The organism is Streptomyces sp. NPDC048278 (assembly GCF_040652195.1).
In the GTDB taxonomy this organism is placed as follows: domain Bacteria; phylum Actinomycetota; class Actinomycetes; order Streptomycetales; family Streptomycetaceae; genus Streptomyces.
Map to the genome: position 1 here is coordinate 1 of NZ_JBEZLP010000023.1, position 16,010 is coordinate 16,010.

The following is a 16,010-nucleotide window of genomic DNA, read 5'->3' on the forward strand; positions in this document are numbered from 1 at the left end:
GCATCCGCGACGACAACCCACCCGAACCACCCCCACCCACACCAGACCCCACCGACCCCACCGGCCCATCCACCACACCATCCACCACAGACATGAGATCCCCTTCGAGACGCTGAGATTCCGGGATGCCGAACGCCGGGAGACGCCGACGGAAGGAATCCTGCGGCCGGGGCCGGGAGCTACCCAGACCCCAGAACCGACTCGCCTGGCGCTGACGGGCCGGGCCCTGGGTGGTCAGATCCTGACCACCCAGGGCGGGAAGGAGACGGGCCCCGCACCCGTTGAACCAGGAGCACGGTCCATCGCACCGGACTCACGGGAGGGACACCCCATGCCTGACTTCTCCGAGCTGAGCGACTTCCTGCGCAGCCGCCGAGCCGCTCTCACCCCCGAGGAGATCGGGCTGCCGCAGTTCGCGGAGCGCCGCCGGGTGCCCGGTCTGCGCCGGGAGGAGGTGGCGCTGGCGGCCGGCCTGAGCGTCACCCACTACACCCGGCTGGAACAGGGCCGCACGGTCCAGGTGTCCGACGCGGTCCTGGACGCCATCGCCCGCACCCTGCGGCTGACGCCGGACGAGTACAGCCATCTGATGGACCTGGCCCGGCCGGAGACGGCGACCTCCCGGCGCGCCCAGCCGCCGCGCGCCGCCTGCGCCGACCACGGGGTCCGCCAGCTCATCGACACCTTCGCCGACACCCCCGCCCTGGTCCTGGACCGGCACAACGACATCCTCGCCTGGAACGCCATGGGGCACCTGCTGCTCGCCATGCACCTGGACTTCGACGCGCCCGAACACCCCTCCCGGCGGCCGAACCTGACCCGGATGCTCTTCCTCGACGAACGCACCCGGGACCTGTATCCGCAGTGGCACGAGGAGGCGCAGCTCGCGGTGGCCTCCCTGCGGCTGGTGGCCGGCCGCTATCCCCAGGACAAGCAGCTCGCCGAGCTGGTCGGCGAACTCATCCTGAACAGCGAGGAGTTCGCGCAGCGCTGGGCCCGGCATCCGGTGCGCACCTGCGTCGCCGGCACCAAGGAGATGGTCCATCCGCTGGCGGGCGCCATGGAGTTGTCGTTCCAGAGCCTGCTGGTGCCGGGCGCGGCGGGCCAGCGCATGATCGCCTACACGGCCCGCGTCGGCACCGAGTCGGAGGCGGCCCTGCGCCTGCTCTCCTCCACCCTCCAGGTACCGGAGGCGGGCATCGGCACCCCCGTCCGCTGACCCGTCCCCTCCCGTCCCCTCCCGTCCCCTCCCGTCCCCTCCCGTCCCCTCCTCCCGTCTTCTCCCTCGCGACCCCGGCAAGTTGCCGAAGCCGCCGGTCGTACGCCCGCATCCCTCGGGCCACGGCGACGGGCCGGGCTAACGTCGCCGCGCGGTGACACCCCGCCCGGTCGGCCGGGGACCCATCGGTCACCGCGGGCGGTCCCGCACAAGCACGTCCTCGCGCCTGTCCGCGCGGTACGGCCGCCCTCCGTCGTGAGCCCCCGCGCATCGCCCCGGTGCGCCGTGGCCGAGGAGGACATATGCCACTGGCACTGCTGGCCCTGGCCATCGGCGCGTTCGGGATCGGCACCACGGAGTTCGTGGCGACCGGCATCCTGCCGCAGGTGGCCGACACCTTCGGGGTGTCGATCCCGTCGGCCGGATATCTGGTCACCTGTTACGCGGTCGGCGTGGTCGTCGGCGCCCCGGTGACGACGTTGCTGGGCACCCGGATGCCGAGGAAGACCATGCTCGCCCTGCTGATGGGCGTCTTCACGGCCGGCAACCTGCTCTGCGCGGTCGCACCGGACTTCGCGCTGCTGCTCGCCGGCCGGGTGCTGGCCTCCTTCGCGCACGGCGCCTTCTTCGGCATCGGCTCGGTCGTGGCGGCCGGTCTGGTGGCACCGCACCGCAGGGCCTCGGCGATCTCCCTGATGTTCAGCGGACTGACCATCGCCAATGTCGCCGGGGTCCCGCTGGGGACGCTGGTCGGCCAGACGGCCGGGTGGCGGGTCACCTTCGTCCTGATCGCCGCGCTCGGTGTCCTGGGTGTCGCGGGGGTGCTCTGCTTCGTCCCCAGGGACCGGCGCCCCGAGGTGTCCGGCGTCGCCGGGGAGGCCGCCGCGCTCCGCGACCCGCAGGTGATCCTCGCGATGCTGATGACGGTCCTCGGGTTCGGCGGAGTCTTCGCCGCCGTCACCTACATCGCGCCGATCCTGACCGAGGTCGCCTCGTTCTCCGCGTCCTCGGTCTCCTGGCTCCTGGTGGTCTTCGGCTGCGGACTGGTGCTGGGCAACATCGTCGGCGGCCGGCTCGCCGACCGCCGGCTGATGCCGATGCTCGCCACCGCGCTGTCCCTGCTCGGGGCGACCCTGCTGGCCTTCTCCCTCGCCGCCGCCCACCAGGCCGCCGCGGTGGTCCTGATCTTCCTGATCGGGTTCTTCGGCTTCGCCACCGTGCCGCCCCTGCAGAAGCGGGTGCTGGACAACGCCGCCGGGGCGCCCACCCTGGCGTCCTCCCTGAACATCGGCGCCTTCAACCTCGGCAACGCCATCGCCGCCTGGCTCGGCGGCCTCACCATCGACGCCGGATACGGCTACGCCTCCGCGAGCGCCGTGGGCGCGGCCATGGCGCTCGCCGCGGTCCTGGTCGCCCTGTTCTCCCGCCACCTCGACGCCCGCCGGGCCCGCGGCACCGCCCCCGCCGGAGCACACCTGCCCGCTGGGCGCCTGCCCGGAGAGCCCTTGCCCGAGGACGCCCTGGACCCGGCCTCCTGAACCGACTGCGACCGGTTCGGGGGCGCACGGTCGATGGGTGCGGTCGCCACCGTTGCGGACAGTGCGGCCCGCGAGGGGTGGGCGCTTGCGTGAAAAGCCGACAGCCGACTATATTCACGCGAGTTGACTCTCATAAGGAGAGGTGACTGTCGATAGTGTCGACCCTCTGCTGACCTCCACCCTGGTCGGCACTGCGGGCATGTTCAGTACGCCGGACCCGACCTTCGGACCCCGGCCCGGGCCGATCCGCAGGTCGGATCAACCGCGGCCTGCCCCGCTGATCACGGCGTACCCGGTGTCCGGCTGTTCGACCGAGTCGCGGGAGCGGGCAGGTCCCTCGCTGCCCTCCGCTGCCGGCGGCGCGAAGCCGTTCGGCTCGGATGCCGCCGGTGCCCGCGGCGTTGCCTCTCTCTCAACCGCAGGAAAGCAGGAGGCCCGACCGCATGCGCACAACGAGACCGGCCAGAAGAAGACCCACCCGAACGAGACGCTTCGTGGGGGGTGTTCTGGTCACCCTCGTCGCCTCCCTGTCGATGGTGGTGGCCGGGGTCGCCCTGCCCGATCTCAGCCAGTCGGCCGCTGCTGCGGACGCCGCCGGATGCTCCCTGTACGCCACGTCCTTCACCACCCAGTCGCTCGCCGACGGCGGCGCGGATGTACGTGCGGGCTGCGCGAGTGACTCCGGGAACTACCGGTCCCTCGCGAACAGCGACGACGACGTCGTGGCCGCGATCGACTTCGACGTCTCGCAGTACCCCGACGCGGTGCACGAGAAGATGGCTCAGGAGGTGACCGACGCACACGCCGACCAGGCCAAGGGGTACGCGCTCAGCGAGTTCTTCGATCAGCAGGCGCACGCGGTGACGGTGGGCTACTACACGCCGGCCGCCGATGGCACCACGTACGACGGCACCATCCAGGTCGTGGGCGACAGCCTCGTGATCGTGGTACCGGCGGCGGAACTCGGTGCCACGGGCTTCTGGTCCGGCTTCTGGAAGAAACTGGTGACCGGCCTCGCCGTCGCCGCCATCACGGTCCTCGGAACGGCGGCATGCCTGACCCTCCTGCCAACGGCACCCATCGTCACGCCGATATGCGCGGCTCTGGTCGGGGGTCTGGCAGGGGGAGTCAGCGAGATCATCAGCGCCGCCCTGGACAAGAAGCCGATCGATGCGGAGGTCTGGGGAGCAGCCCTGGGCACCGCGATCTGGGGCGCCGCCCTGGGAGCCGCCGGTGGAACGCTGGTCACCTACGCCACGGAAACCGGTGCCGCCCTGATGACGGGCGCCCAGGAGACCCTGAAGCGTCTGGCGATAAGGTTCGTGAACTGGGCGACCCCGCTCAACTATGTCGCCAGTGTGCTGAACGGTGACGCGCTCGCGGCCATGCTGGCACGGCTCAGGGGCCTCCAGGCGGGCGCGAGCGGTGGCCAGATCATCGCGGACCCCTCGTACATCAACCCCGCCGGTGACCCGTCGACCTGGAACACCCTGATCGGGTCCCCGTCGGACAAGGTCGGAATCGCCGTCGCGAACGTCCTGAACGGGCCCGGCTCCGAACCCGTCGCCGCCTGGACCGACGTGATCGACCGCACCCACGCCTCGGGCAAACGCGTCCTGGGCTACGTCGACACCGGCTACCTCGGCCAGACCGGCCTGACGACCCGGCTCGGCTCGACGGCCGTGGCCGACTGGGTCGCCCAGATCGAGGAGGACATCAACGCCTGGTACGCCATGTACGGCTCCTCCGTCGACGGCATCTTCTTCGACGACGGCTTCAACGCCTGCGGCGCCGGCAACGAGTTCCCGGCCGTGTACGAAGCGGTCAACCAGTACGAGAAGGTCCACCACCCCGGCGCCATGACCGTCCTCAACCCCGGCACCGTCGTACCCCGGTGCTACGAGGACAGCGCCGACATCCTGCTCACCTTCGAGGGGAGCTACGACACCTACGAGAACGGCGGCTACCAGGCGCTCGACTGGACCCCGGCGGACCCCAGGAAGATCTGGCACATCATCTTCGGCGTCCCCGCCGACAAGGTCTCCCTCGTCGATGCGACCTCCCGGACCCGCGGCGCCGGCTACGTCTACATCACCGACGACGTCCTCACCAACCCCTATGACACCCTGCCGAGTTACTGGTCGGCGGAGGAGGCCGCGGTGCCCGGCGGTACCTCCGCCGTCGCCGCGCGGGAACCCGACGTGGCCGGAGCCGCCCTTCCCTCGGCTCCCTCCGGACTGACCGTCACCCGCTCCGACTACTCCTCGGCGAGCCTCAGCTGGACGGCGGGCGCGAACGCCACCGCCCATCTCGTCTACGTGAACGGCCAGTTGGCGGCCAGCCTCCCCGCCTCGATGACCCAGGTCACCATCGGCGGCCTGACCCCCGGCGGATCGTCCTACACCCTCTACGTCGTCGCACAGGGCGCCGGCGGCGACATCTCCGGCCCCAGCAACAGCGTCGGCGTCACCACCCTGACACTGCCCGGCGGCCAGACCATCACCAACGTCAGGATCACCCGCGGAGCCGGGACCATCACCTACTCCGCCGACTTCCTCGTCCCCTACTCCTTCCACCGCGTCGAGATCTCACCCCCCGGGCCCGGTGACGACCAGCTCTACTGGTGGCCCAACGGCAACACCGAATCCTGCTGGTTCCCCGGCCTCACCGCACAACAGCTCGAAGACCACGGGAACTTCTGCGCCCACTGGCTCATCGAGAACTCCACGCTCCTGGTCTACGCCGGAACCTCCGTCGGTGACTGGACATGGAACGCCGTCGCCTACATCCCGCCCACCGTCAACGGCTACACCTACAGCTGGACCGTGCCCACGGCCGACCTGGGAGACGCCGTCGACTACGTCGACGTCCAGGGCGAGGGCTACGGCCCCCTGACCAACGTCATCGCCGGAACCAACCCCGTCGGCTGAACCGGGAGACGAACAGGGGGAACCCGTTCCTCCAGGGAGTGACGCAACCGGCGAACAGGCGAAGGTCCGTCTACCGCGCGGGCTCGGACAGCTCCCGGGCGGTTCGGAGCAGAGCCCTCGCGGGGGCGCTCACGGCCTGTCCCGCGGGCACGGCCAGTGAGAGCGTGAGGCTGGGTGCGTCGGAACCGAGGGGGACCGCCCGGATCTCGTCCTCGGGACGCATGAACGACATCGGGCCGATGGCCACTCCGAGGCCGTGTCTGACGAGGGAGGCCAGGCCGGCGGCGTCGCCGATCTCGTAGGCGATCTTGCGGGTGAGTCCGGCGCGGGCGAAGGCCGCGTCGGTCGCGAGCCGGTTGCCCCAGGTGGCCGGGGTGTCGACGAACGGCTGGTCCACCAGTTCCCCCAGCCCCACCTGGTCGCGTCCGGCCAGCGGGTGGCCGGCGTGGCACAGCAGCTGCAGTTTCTCCGACGTCAGGACGTACATGTCGAGGCCGGTCGTGGCCTCGGGCGGGAGGATCACAAAGGCGATGTCGAGGCGCTTCCTGCGGAGGTCTTCGGCGTGTTCGACGCTGCCGGCGGCTTGTACGGAAACGGTCACGCCGGGGTGTGTGGCGCGGAACGTCGAGATGAGCAGGGCTGGTTGGGCGACGATGTGCCGGGGCGTCTGTATGACGCCGAGCCGGACCTCTCCGCGCAGCCCGCCCCGCATCTGCTCGATCACGTGCTGGGCCTCTTGCGCGGCGGCGAGCGTCCGCCGGGCCTCGGGCAGGAACAGCCGGCCCGCCTGGGTCAGATGCACGTGGTGGGTCGTGCGTTCGAACAGCTCCACTCCCAGGTGCCGTTCCAGGTTCCGTACCGCGGCCGAGACAGCCGACTGCACCAGGCTCAGCCTGGCCGCCGCGCGCGTGAAGCTGGCCTCGTCCGCGACGACGACGAACGCTCTGATCTGCCGTAGCTCCACCGTCCGCCTTTCATCGCAATGTGCGATAAGCAAAAGCAATTGTATTCGCTACCGATACCGGCCGAACTGCCTGATCATGGCGCGGGAGAAGCGTAATGGGGCCCGGCCTGACGGAATGGCCGTGGTCTTTCACAGGAAGAGGCTCTTTGCATGACGCGAGTTGTCGTCGCTGCGTCACCCGTCTACGGGCACTTCACGCCGATGCGTGCGATCGCCGCCGACCTGGTGCGGCGTGGTCATCAGGTCACCGTGACCACTGGTTCGCACTACCGCGGTGCGGTGGAAGCGGTCGGCGCTCGGTTCGCGCCGTTGCTGGGTGCGGCCGACTTCGACGGCGACAACGTGCCGGCGCTGTTCCCGGAGATCCTCTCCATGGCACCGGGTCCGGAGCAGTTGGGTTTCGGACTGCGGCACCTGTTCATCGATCCGGTGCCGGATCAGCACCGCACGGTCCAGGAACTGCTCGCGGCGGCCGAGGGCGAGCCGGTGGTGCTGTTGCACGAGACGGGTTTCCTCGGAGCGTGGCCGGTGCTGCTCGGGGCGGCGGGAGTACGACCGGCCGCGGTGGTCGGGCTCGGGGTGGTGCCGTTGACGATCAGCAGTGAGGACACCGCACCGTTCGGACTCGGTCTCGCCCCGGACAGCTCGCCGGAAGGCAGGGAACGCAATCGGGCGGCGAACACCATGGTGCAGGAAGGGCTGTTCGGCTCGACGCAGGAGCACCTGGTGAAGGTGCTCGCCTCCTGCGGGGTGACGGAGCAGGCGCCGTTCGTCATGGACGGGATGTCGCGGGTGCCGGACCGGTTCCTGCAACTGTCGATCGCACAGCTGGACTATCCGCGCGGCGACCTGCCGGACTCGATCCGCTATGTCGGCGCATTGCCTCTCGGACCGGGCCGGACGTCGCGGCTTCCGGCGTGGTGGGACGAGGTCGCGTCGGCGCCCCGCGTGGTCGTGGTGTCCCAGGGGACCGCGTCGAACGTCGATTTCACCGAGCTGGTCCAGCCGACGCTCGATGCCCTGGCCGACCTGGACGTGCTGGTGGTCGCGACGCTGGGGCGTGCCGCCGAGCTGGAGCGGGTGCCGGCGAACGCCCGGGTGGCCGAGTTCATCCCGTTCGACGACCTGCTCCCGCATACCCACGTCCTGGTGAGCAACGGCGGCTACGGCGGGGTGCAGCAGGCACTCGGCCACGGTGTTCCGATGGTGCTGGCCGGCCAGACGGAGGACAAGACCGAGGTGACGGCGCGTGCCGCGTGGGCGGGTGCGGCGATCAACCTGGCCACGCAGCGCCCGAAGGCACAGGATGTGCGTGCGGCGGTGGAGCGGGTGCTGACCGAGGCGGCCTATCGGGAGCGCGCCGCGCAGCTGGCGGCGGAGTACGCCCGGCATGACGCGCTGACCGCGATCCACGAAGCTGTGGTCGAACTCGGCCGGTAGACATACGGATGCGACGTGCACGGCGGGCCCGCCGTCTCCGCCGGGGCGAACGTGACCTGGGGCCTGGCCCAGTTGGAGAAAGCATTTCGTGCATACAGTCCTGACTGCCTCGGCGGGTGCGGGCACGGACTGTCCATCCCGTCCTACCGTGGAGTCCTTCTGCCATGACGACTGTCCCGACCGAGCGTGAACCGTCCGAGCGTGAACCGACCGAGCGTGAACCGTCCGAAGAAGTGGAGATCCGGACGGCCGCGGCCGAGCGGCTCACGTTCTTCGGCGACGCGGTGATCGCTATCGCACTGACCCTGCTGGCACTCGAACTGCCGGTTCCGGAGGGCTCGACGAACAGCGCGCTGCTGCACTCGGCGGCGGACCACCGCGCCGGCTACATGGCGTTCCTGATCAGTTTCGTGGTGATCGCCGCGCACTGGCGGGCCCACCACCGGGTGTTCCGGCATGTCGCGGCCGTGAGCGGCCGGTTGACCAACCTGACCGTGTACTGGCTGCTCCTGCTGGTGGTGACCCCGTTCGCGACCGACGTGATCGGCGGCGACGGTGCGTTCCAGGTCCGGTTCGGCTTCTACGCCACGGTGCAGTTCTCCGCCTGTGCGCTGTTCCTGCTGATGGTCCGGGAGATCCGTCGCGCCGACCTGAGCCGGGCGGGCACCGCGCCGGAGGTGTTCTCCCGGGCGACCAGGGGGGTCGGCGCAGCCGCGGTGGCCTTCCTGGTATCCGTCCCGGTCTCGTTCCTCACCACGTACGCGTACCTGTGCTGGATCCTGATACCGGTGCTCGGGCCGCTGGCCCTCACCCGCCCACGACGCCACGGGCGAAGCTGAAGGTACGGGCTGTACGCGCTTCCGGCCCTGGAGGGCGAGCCTCCGGAAGCTGCGGCGGTGCGGCCCGTGGCGGTCGGGGCGCGATCGCGCCGAGCGCCTCAGGCCTCCGTTCCGGGACGGGGCGTGGCGTCCGGCCCGGTACGGCCGTCGGAGCGCTCGCTGTCCCGCAGCGCGGCCCGGGTGAGGGTCGTCGCGGTCCGGACGAGGCTGGTGATGGCCTGCTCGGGGGCCAGCCCGTTCAGGTCGGTCAGGCTGAAGAGCGCCTCGGCGCTGACGACGACCGAGAGGTCACGCTTGAGCTGGTCCAGCGCCGCGGGCTCGACGGCACCGCTTTCGGCGGCGGGGGCCAGCGCGTGGTCGATCAGTCCGAAGCGCAGTCCCGGGCGGGCGGAGGCTTCCGCGGGCCGCACGATGGTGGCCGCGATCATCGCGCGGACCACGCCCTGGCGGCTCAGTATGTGGCGCAGCAGGGACTCGGTCGCGGCGGCCACGCGCTCCACCGGGTCGGTGGAGCCGGCGACCGGCCGCAGCGCCTCGGCGACTGTGGGCAGCTGCCCGGTGACGGCCTCGCGCAACAGGCTGAGCAGGTCGGGGAAGTGGCGGTAGGCGGTGGCCTCGGAGACCAGGGCCGCCTTGGCCACCTCGGGCATGGTCACTTCGCGGCCGGTGCGGCTGAGCTCGGTCGCTGCCTGCACGATCGCGGTGCGGGTGCGCAGTTTCTGGTTGGCACGGCCCGCCGTGCTCTGTGTTCCCATCGGTCCACCTCTCGTCGTCCGCGGCTCGGGCGGGTTGAACCCCGTGATGAGAACTCCCCTCCCATGAAGCGAGCGCTTCACCCTCACGAGAGCATGCTCTCACGAGACGTGATGCCGTCGGCAGAGGTGAGTGGTGACTCTCTTTATGAGAGTGGACTTGCATAACGTCCCGGGCTCATCTAGTTTCGTGAGAGTTAGCTCTCACGAATGGGGACCACCGCTGTGAACGCTCCGACCGCTCCCTCCACCACACGCACCGTCGACCTCGCCGACGGCCTGTCCGTCACCATCGACGCATACGGCGCCGACACCGAGGGAACCGGTGTCCTGCTCCTGCACGGCGGCGCCGGCCCCCGCACGATGACCGGCCTGGCCACCGCCCTCTCCGAGCACGTCCACACCGTCACCCCGACCCACCCCGGCTTCGACGGCACGCCGCGTCCTGAGTGGTGCGACTCCGTCGCGGACCTGGCGGTGGCCTACCTCGATCTGCTGGACAGCCTGGACCTGACCGACGTGATGGTGATCGGCAACTCGATCGGCGGCTGGATCGCCGCCGAGATGGCCCTGCGCGACACCAAGGGCCGCATCGGCGCCCTCACCCTCCTCAACGCCGTCGGCATCCACGCCCACATGCCGGCCAACCAGGTCGTCGACCCGCGCACCCTGCCGCCCCAGGCGGTCACCAAGCTCTCCTTCGCCAACGCGGCCTTCCGCCCTGACTTCTCCACCTTCACCGACCAGCAGCGCGCCGCTGCGGCGGCCAACCAGCAGACCCTCGCCGTCTACGGCGGCCCCGGCTTCACCTACGACCCCAAGCTCCGCGGCCGGCTGCACCGCATCACCCTCCCGGTCCTGGTGGCCTGGGGCGAGGAGGACGGCATCGCCAACCCCGTCTACGGCCGCGGCTACGCCGACTCCTTCCCCAACAGCCGCTTCGTGCCCATCCCGGAAGCCGCTCACTTCCCGCAGATCGAACAGCTCAAGGCGACCCTCGCGGCCATCGGCGACTTCGTCGACACCGTCGTCAAGCCGGGCCCGGCCGACTGACCCCACCCCTCGGGGGCCGACCCGCTGCCACCCCCGAACCCTCTGCACGCCGACCACTCGGAACGGACACTGCCGTGAGCGTCGACGAGCCGGCGTCCGTGACGGGTTGGCTCGTCGGTCTGGCGGGGACCATGGGGGATGTCCGGTCCTGGACCGAAGCAACGGCCGGGGCCGCCACCCCTGGCCCCATGGAGCCGTGGCAGGGCTCTGATTAGGTTGTTTCTGCCTGTTCCCGAGCGCTGTTGGTCACGCGTTGGCCATGCGGACCGACGCTGGCTCGACCTGCCTTCCGTGGGTCCGTCGCCGAATCGCCGGGATTATTTCCAGTACGACGCAATACGTCGAAGTAGACTTCGACGAGATCCGTCGCAGTCAAGATGTGGGAGAGTGAGTGGAGGAGAGGCTGTCGGCCAAGCCGGACGATGTGGTCGACCGGGACCGGGAGTGGGGTCTGCTCGCGGAGTTCCTCGCCGATCCGGACCCGGCGATGCGGCTCGGCATCGTGTCGGGGCGTCGGCGGCACGGGAAGTCGTACCTTCTGCAAGCCCTGTCCGAGCAGGTCGGCGGTCTGTACGTCACAGCGGTCCGGGAAGAGGGGCGGCTGCCCGCGATCCACCGGTTCAGCGACGCGGTCGCCGCGCATGCCGGTCTGAGGCCGGGCAGCCTGCGCCTGACCGACTGGCGTGACGTGCTGTCCAATGCCCTTGATGTGACGGCCCGCTCTGCGCATCCACTCCTGGTGATCGACGAGTTGCCCTACCTGCTCCAGCACTCGCCCGAGATCCCGGGACTGCTTCAGCAGCTTTACGACGAACGCCAGCGCGGCGCCCGGCACAATGCCGGGCCGGGGCCGCGGCTGATCCTGTGCGGCTCCGCGATGAGCGTCATGCACGAACTGCTCTCGGGAACCAAGCCGCTGCGGGGCCGGGCCGTGGTCGATCTACGGCTGGGTGCCTTCGACTACCGGGACAGCCGGGACTTCTGGCAGATCACCGACCCGCTGACCGCGCTGAAGGTGCACGCGGTCCTCGGCGGGGCACCCGGCTACCGACCGGTGGCCGGCCGTCCGCATCCGGACAACGGCTTCGACACGTGGCTCACCCGGACACTGCTCGATCCGGGCCGGGCGGTGTACTCGCGGACCGAAACCGAGTACCTGCTGCGCGAGGATCCCAGGATCACCCAGCACACCCTGTACTACGACATCCTCACCGCGATCGCGAACGGCGCCACCACGCCCAGCAAGATCGGCGCCGCCCTGGAACGGCCGCGCAATGCCGTCGCCCACCCCCTGGGTGTGCTGGAGTCCACCGGCTACATCCGCCGGGAGCAGGACATCCTTCGCTCCAAGCACCCTGTCATCACCCTCGCCGATCCCGTCATCCGCTTCAACCAGCTCATCACCCTCCCTCAGGCAGCCGCCGTGGAGCAGGGCTTCGCCGAGCAGGTCTGGCAGCAGGCAGCCCCGACCTTCAACTCCAAGATCCTCGGACCGCACTTCGAGGACCTGGCCCGAGACTTCACCCGCCGCTACGCCCACACCCGGCTCCCCGGCGGACTGCCCGGGCCGGTCGGCACCACCGAGGTCGCCGACCAGGCCGCCCGGACCAAGCACGAGGTCGATGTCATCGCCCTGGCCGCCGGCGAGCGCCCGCAGGCTCCCCGTGCGAGGATCGCGTTGCTGGGCGAGGCCAAGGCGACCGCCGCTCGCCGGGGGACCGGTGACCTGGAACGCCTGGAGCGCATCCGCGATCTGCTTGCCGACCAGGGGTACGGCACCGACACCGCCACCCTGGCCTTGTACTCCCTGTACGGCTTCTACCCCGACCTGGTCGACCTGGCCAGTCGTCGGGACGACCTCCTTCTGGTCGATCTGCCCACCCTTTACGGCAGCTGATACCCAGCGCGTTCCCGGGGCAACTGAACGGGCTGGATTCACTCGACTGGGTGAGTCGGCCGGTCGCGACCTTGCACTTGAACCCGGGTGGTGACTGCCGCCAGGTAGGCGGCGTATGTCTCCCGCTGATTCCACGAAAACAGAACGGTATGAGAGTTACCCGCGGGAGTTCTTTGCAGCTCACCGGTGATGTGACGGAGCTGTGTCCGGTCCTGTGCGGTGGCGAGTTGTACGTACCCGTTGACGAGGCGGGTGGGGTCCTTGGACTGAACCTTGATGACATCGCCGAGAGGGATCACACAGTCCTTGGCGCCGCCAGCCTTCCCCATGACCTTGCGCTTGATCTCGGCTCGATCTGTGTAGAGCGTCACGGTCGCGGTGTAGCCCTTGTACACCTGCGGCGCGGGCTGGTGCACAGAGGGATCTGTCTCGGCGGTGATGCAATGTGCCACTACCGCAGCGATTTCCGCTTGAGTGACGAAGGCACCCTGTAGACGAGTCGGCTGGTCCGCGCCCCTCGGCAGGTAAAGCCCGTCGCCCCGACCGATCAGCTTCTCCGCACCGGGTCGGCCGAGAACGACTCGGGAGTCGGCGAGTGATGAGGTGGTGAACGCGAGCCGTGAGGGAACGTTCGCCTTCAGACTGGTGATGACATCGCTGGACGGCCGCTGCGTGGTGAGCACCAGGTGGATGCCGACCGTGTGCCCAAGCCGAGTGATGCGCTGGATCACGTCCTCGACACCACCAGGTGTGGCCGTCATCAGATCGGCCAGTTCGTCGACGATGACCACCAGGTACGGGCGTGGCCGTATGTCGCGCTCACCGCCCTTGAGCGAAGTGATGGTTCCTTCGCGTACGGCTTGGTTGAAGGCGTCGATGTGCCGATAGCCGTACGCCGCCAGATCGTCGTAACGGAGATCCATCTCTCGCGCGATCCACTGGAGTGCCTCGACCGCCCGGTTCGAGTCGGTGATGATCGGCATGATCAGGTGCGGGATGTCCTTGAACGCCATGAGTTCGACGCGCTTGGGGTCGATGAGCACCATGCGGATGTTCTCGGGTGTCGCCCGCATCATGATCGATGTGATCAGACAGTCGATGAACGCCGATGTACCCGAACCCATGGCACCGCCGACGAGTACGTGAGGCATCTTCGCGAGATCGGCCATCACGTAGCCGCCTTCGACGTCCTTGCCGAGCGCGACCAGCATCGGGTGGTCGTCCTCGACCTTGGCAGCCGTACGCAGTACTTCGCCGAGGGCGACCACCTCGCGCTTTCTGTTGGGGATCTCGATGCCGACCCCGGGCTTGCCCGGTACCGGGAACGTGATCCGTACATCCGGGTCGGCGACCGCGTACGCGATGTTCTTCGTCAACGCGATGATCCGCTGAACCTGTACCGCAGGGCCGAGCGCAACCTCGTAACGTGTCACTGTCGGCCCGAGCCAGAAGCCGGTGACGGCAGCGTCGACCTTGAACTCGACGAAGACATTCTGGAGCGCGGTAATCGCCGCGTCGTTGGCCGCACTGCGTGCCGTGACTGGGCCACCACGTGCGAGCAGGTCCAGCGAAGGCAGCGGGTACGTGAAGGCAGCGGTAGGCCCAACCTGCCCGGTATGCAGCGGAAAGCCCCCGGACGCAGCCGGTGACGACCGGGCCGGGCCTGAGATGACCGGAGGGGAGGCCGTGCCGCGCAGCGCCGTGTCACCAGGGGCGGTATCGCTGACTGGGAAGGCGTCCCCGACACCTGAGCCCCGTTTTGTGACGGGCTGTCGTACTCGAAGGGGTGGTGCTGCGTCCGGTGTCGGCTCGTCAACTGCCGGCAGCCGCACGGATCTCGTCCCCTGAGCGGCACTGAGGCGATTGTCGACGGCGGGCGGGGAGATCTGAACGGCGGCGGGGACGCAGCGTTCGGCTGTCCGCTTTGACCTGCCGAAGGCGTAGGCGATGGCCACCCGGTATTCGAGCTCGGCCCACATCTGCGGTCGCTGTTGTACGCCGGCGGCAAGGATCCGCTCGTAGACGTACTCGTAAAGATCATGGGCGCTGACGATTCCGTCCTGGTCCCGGTCCGCCTCGCCGGTCCGAAGACCGTCGATGACGGCCCCTGTGAATCGAGAAGGTTCGGGCAGCAACGTCGTGAGGTGGTCGCCTTCCCACGCGTACTCGGTGCGGTTCGTCGCCGTGAGGACGGCCCGGCCGTGACCTGCCAGCTCCTCGTTCACATGTACAGCGGTATCGCCCTTGGTGCCGGGCAGAAATGCACCGCTGTAGCAGCAGTCGAGAAGTACGACGATCGACTTCGCCCGGCAGCGGCGCATCTGCTCATGTACGAACGCCGCAGATATCGCGGTGGAGGCCAGGAGCCTTCGGTCCGTGTCTGCGGCGGCGAAGTGGAGACTCCCGCTGTCGTCCTTTATGCCGTGGCAGGAAAAGTGGAGGAGTAGCAGATCCTCCCGGCTTCGGTCCAAGAAGAAGGTCTCCAGGCAGCGACTGACTTCATGATGCGGCCGGTCGATCACCTGCGCGACGTCGAATGCGCCAATGTCCGGATCCTGAAGCACTTCTGAAAGCTCCGCGGCATCGCGCGCGGGCGAACGGAGCCGTTTCAGCGCGGGATTCTCGTACTCGCCCGTGGCGATGAGTAGTGCGCTGCGGCTACCGGACACTGCCGTTGGCCATGCCTCTCTTCTGGACGGGGTAGGCCGTGTCAGGCACCGGACAGTCCTGATTCGTTGACCGGTTCCGCAGGTGAGGCAGGTCCATGGACCGCGATGAAGGCGTCGACGAGTCGGCGTTGGTCCTCTGCCGAAGCGTGTTCCAGTTCGATGCTGTCGTCGCCGAACACAACCCGTACCTTTCGAATGGGACGGTTGGTCACCCATGTTTCCAGCAGCCGGAACACCCCCCGCAAGGCGACGGGCGACAGGGTTACGGCGAGCACCCCAAGGGCGACCGCGCCGCCTGACTTGGAGCCTGCGGGAGTTTCCCCGACTTGGACCGGCTCCACGCGATGAACGTCAAGTTCGAGCAGACCCGCCCGTAACTGGAGTGTCAGTTCGTCGATTTCCACCTGGTCGCTGTCACGTGCTCCCTCCAACGTGACGGTCATCAAGTCCGTGTCGGCCACAGCACCCCCAGAAAGCTACCGGCGCGGATGAGCATATCGTCAACCTCACTCGGGTTTGGCGTTGTTGACCGCCGGGGGCGATGCGGTCTTTCTCGACCCCACCAGGCCAGACGGCCGACCCGTACCCGGAACTCGATGACACAGGCTGCAAGGCGGAAGGTGCGACACTGGCAATTCAGCTGCAGATTGTGATCTTCATGTCCGGAGGTGGCTTGTCGCCGGTAGTGGCTGGTGAGTGAGCGCTCCTG

General features: G+C 69.0%; 11 protein-coding genes. 7 read left to right on the top strand and 4 right to left on the bottom strand.

The window, feature by feature from the left end; all coding sequences use genetic code 11:
* The first annotated feature begins 331 nt into the window (after positions 1–331).
* The 3 genes from AB0D74_RS32260 to AB0D74_RS32270 all read left to right on the top strand — a co-directional run bounded on the left by AB0D74_RS32260 (position 332) and on the right by AB0D74_RS32270 (position 5,687).
* A complete protein-coding gene (locus AB0D74_RS32260) occupies positions 332–1,219 on the top strand; it encodes a helix-turn-helix transcriptional regulator (RefSeq protein WP_362594851.1) in 888 nt (295 codons plus the stop codon).
* Positions 1,220–1,521: 302 nt separating this feature from the next.
* Positions 1,522–2,757 carry an MFS transporter gene (locus AB0D74_RS32265; RefSeq protein WP_362594853.1) on the top strand — a complete coding sequence of 412 codons (1,236 nt, stop codon included), beginning with the start codon at positions 1,522–1,524 and terminating at the stop codon, positions 2,755–2,757.
* 494 nt (positions 2,758–3,251) lie between these two features.
* Complete coding sequence (locus tag AB0D74_RS32270; RefSeq protein WP_362594855.1) at positions 3,252–5,687, top strand: spherulation-specific family 4 protein; 2,436 nt, start codon at positions 3,252–3,254, stop codon at positions 5,685–5,687.
* Positions 5,688–5,757: 70 nt separating this feature from the next.
* Here the strand turns inward: AB0D74_RS32270 and AB0D74_RS32275 are convergent, their stop codons facing one another.
* Positions 5,758–6,651 (bottom strand): LysR family transcriptional regulator, encoded by an 894-nt coding sequence (locus tag AB0D74_RS32275; RefSeq protein WP_362594857.1) that lies wholly within the window; start codon positions 6,649–6,651, stop codon positions 5,758–5,760.
* A gap of 150 nt (positions 6,652–6,801) precedes the next feature.
* On the opposite strand from AB0D74_RS32275, the gene AB0D74_RS32280 reads away from it, so the two are divergent.
* Positions 6,802–8,091: a nucleotide disphospho-sugar-binding domain-containing protein gene (locus AB0D74_RS32280; RefSeq protein ID WP_362594859.1), complete on the top strand. Its 1,290-nt coding sequence runs from the start codon at positions 6,802–6,804 to the stop codon at positions 8,089–8,091.
* A 164-nt stretch (positions 8,092–8,255) separates the two neighbouring features.
* Positions 8,256–8,930, top strand: coding sequence for a TMEM175 family protein (locus AB0D74_RS32285; RefSeq protein ID WP_362594861.1), 675 nt, complete (start codon positions 8,256–8,258; stop codon positions 8,928–8,930).
* Positions 8,931–9,028: 98 nt separating this feature from the next.
* Here AB0D74_RS32285 and AB0D74_RS32290 read toward each other — a convergent pair whose 3' ends face one another.
* Positions 9,029–9,685 carry a TetR/AcrR family transcriptional regulator gene (locus tag AB0D74_RS32290; protein ID WP_362594863.1) on the bottom strand — a complete coding sequence of 219 codons (657 nt, stop codon included), beginning with the start codon at positions 9,683–9,685 and terminating at the stop codon, positions 9,029–9,031.
* A gap of 222 nt (positions 9,686–9,907) precedes the next feature.
* Between AB0D74_RS32290 and AB0D74_RS32295 the strand changes: the two genes are divergently transcribed.
* Positions 9,908–10,735, top strand: coding sequence for an alpha/beta hydrolase (locus AB0D74_RS32295; protein ID WP_362594865.1), 828 nt, complete (start codon positions 9,908–9,910; stop codon positions 10,733–10,735).
* 391 nt (positions 10,736–11,126) lie between these two features.
* Positions 11,127–12,632 carry an ATP-binding protein gene (locus AB0D74_RS32300; protein WP_362594867.1) on the top strand — a complete coding sequence of 502 codons (1,506 nt, stop codon included), beginning with the start codon at positions 11,127–11,129 and terminating at the stop codon, positions 12,630–12,632.
* Between the two features lie 38 nt (positions 12,633–12,670).
* On the opposite strand, the gene AB0D74_RS32305 is transcribed toward AB0D74_RS32300, so the two are convergent.
* Both AB0D74_RS32305 and AB0D74_RS32310 read right to left on the bottom strand, forming a co-directional pair.
* Entirely contained in the window at positions 12,671–15,301 is a 2,631-nt protein-coding gene (locus AB0D74_RS32305) for a DNA translocase FtsK (protein WP_362594869.1), read from the bottom strand.
* A gap of 41 nt (positions 15,302–15,342) precedes the next feature.
* On the bottom strand, positions 15,343–15,762 hold the full coding sequence (locus AB0D74_RS32310) for a hypothetical protein (RefSeq protein WP_362594871.1): 420 nt from the start codon (positions 15,760–15,762) through the stop codon (positions 15,343–15,345).
* Positions 15,763–16,010: the final 248 nt, after the last annotated feature.